At 43.1% G+C, this 2,357-nt stretch carries 1 protein-coding gene; it reads right to left on the reverse strand.

All coding sequences use genetic code 11. From position 1 onward, the window contains the following. On the reverse strand, nt 1-2,275 hold a 2,275-nt coding region (locus STRDD04_RS03195), incomplete at its 3' end, for a glycoside hydrolase family 2 protein (protein WP_443031292.1). Nucleotides 2,276-2,357 lie beyond the last annotated feature (82 nt).

Raw genomic sequence — 2,357 nt, forward strand, 5'->3', positions numbered from 1 at the left:
CGATAAAGCCACCAGAAGAACGTTGGCTAAATTTATTTTCACCCATGGTGACATAGCGTTCTGTGTCAATGGCCTTGATAACTGCCTTCAAGCGCTTAGCTGTCGCAATAGAACGCGCATCTCCATTGGCTTCTTCGACTTCATTTCCGAGAGACCACATGATGATAGATGGATTGTTCTTGTCTTTTTCGACCATCATTCTCAGGTCAAAGTCAGACCATTTCTCACCTGGCTTAGCATCTGGATGGGTTGCTTCTTGATCAAAGAAACGTCCGTAGTCATAGGTCTTCTTGCTGTGATACCAAGTATCAAAGGCTTCTTCCTGTACTAAGAATCCAAGCTCAGCTGCTGCATTCAACAATTGTTCGCTGGCAGGATTGTGAGAAGTCCGAATAGCGTTGACTCCCATCTCCTTGAGCAATTTCAGTTTGCGATAGATGGCTTTGGCATTTTCTTCTGAACCTAGTGCTCCATTATCCTGGTGAATACATACACCGTGGAATTTCATGCGCTCACCGTTTAGTGAGAATCCGTCTGCTGCAGTCCAGTCAAAGTAGCGATAACCAAAGGTATCTTCAGTCACATCAACCAGCTGATTGTCTTTATAGACCTTGGTCTTCATGACATAGAGCTGTGGCTTATCTGATTTGGTCGTCCACAGGGTTGGTCGATTGACCTGAAGCGTTTGGTCAAACTGAACTTCTTGATTGGCTGCTAGTTCTTTAACAGCAGAACGGACAGCAGCTGACACAGCCTGACCTTCTTTGGTAAAGACTTGGTGCTCAACATAAACTTGATGTGCCTTGCTATCAGTATTGACAACCTTGCTGGCAACGACTGTATCAACCGCACCTTGTTGCTGTTCTTTTAGCTTCGGTGTGGTGATTTTATTGCCATGCTTGCTGACATGCAGCTTATCTGTCATGACTAGGTTCACATCTCGATAAATACCGCTACCTGAGTACCAACGGCTGCTTGGTTGCTTGTTGGTAACTTGAACAGCAATCGTATTTTCACGACCATCTTTATAGAGATAGTCCGTGATATCATAAGAGAAATGATTGTAACCGTTTGGATAGTGGCCGACATGCTTGCCATTGACATAGACATGAGAATCCATATAAACCCCATCAAAGGTCAGACGAACGTTCTTGTCCTTGTTTTCTTCCTCCAGTGTGAAGGTCTTGCGATACCACGCCACTCCACCATTTAGCTGACCGCCTTCATTGCGGGCTGGAGATGAATGATCAAAGTCAAAAAAGATACTCCAGTCATGCGGCAGATTAAGCTTGGTCCAATCCTTCATATTGATATTTTCCTTGGATTGGTCGCCAGTCGGATTCAGCTTAAAGTACCAGTCTTTATTAAAGTTTTGCTTACGTGCCTGAAGCAAGTCTTTTTCTTCTTGAGTAACTGGTGGTGTTACAATCGGCTGATCTGGTTTTTGATCAGGTGTTGCAGGCTGATCTGGCATAGACGGTTGAGATGGAGTTGAAGGCTGATCTGGCGTGGATGGTTGAGATGGACTTGGTTCCTCTGGTAGGTTTGGACGATTTTCTGGAACAAAGTTATCTGGATTATCCAAAATTTCTTTCAATTGATTCACTGCATTGAAGATTGCTTGGACATCTGGTGTTTCTTTTGTCAATTCATTTTCCAAAACAGTCTTATGTTCTACAAAGGCAGTACGGCTATTCGGGGTATCTTTCAATAATTCTGGGGTAATTTGATTGATAGTTTCTTTCAACTGCTTCATCTCTTCCACAAAGTCCTGTTTGGAAATGAGATGAGAGCCAGTTCCTTTTGTCACAACCCTATCTAATTGAATTCCGATATTTCTAGCCAAATCATTGCGCTCAGGATCCAACTCCATGGTCAGAACGTGAACATCGTCCTTCAAACCTTTAAGGGAAACCAGCGTTTGATTGCCTTTTCGTTGAGCCGCTTTACCACTAAAGTATTTCTTGCCGTTGTATTCTGTGGCATTTCCTTGACCTTCTTGATAGTCTAAGACTTTGCCATCTAGGCTGACTTTATAAATACCGTGATTTGGATCAACAAAGCCACTTAGATCAATCCCTGTACCACTGAAAATAGCTGTCACAGACAATTTCTTCTTGGCATCAGCAGACAAGCCGTTATACGAAGCCCAGCTTTCTGTATTGCTGAAATTTCCCTGAGCATTGGTCTGTCTGTGCCAATTTGAACTGTAGATAAGCTGGCTGGCTTGGTCATCGTATTCTTTTTGGTTATGCGAAAGACTGTCCGCTTTCATGACACGAACTGTTGCAGATGATTTAAAGCCAAGTAAGCTTCCTTCTGTTGAATCAGACAATTTAACTTTAAAGTCAAAGACT

Source organism: Streptococcus sp. DD04 (assembly GCF_001578725.1).
Lineage (GTDB): Bacteria > Bacillota > Bacilli > Lactobacillales > Streptococcaceae > Streptococcus > Streptococcus sinensis.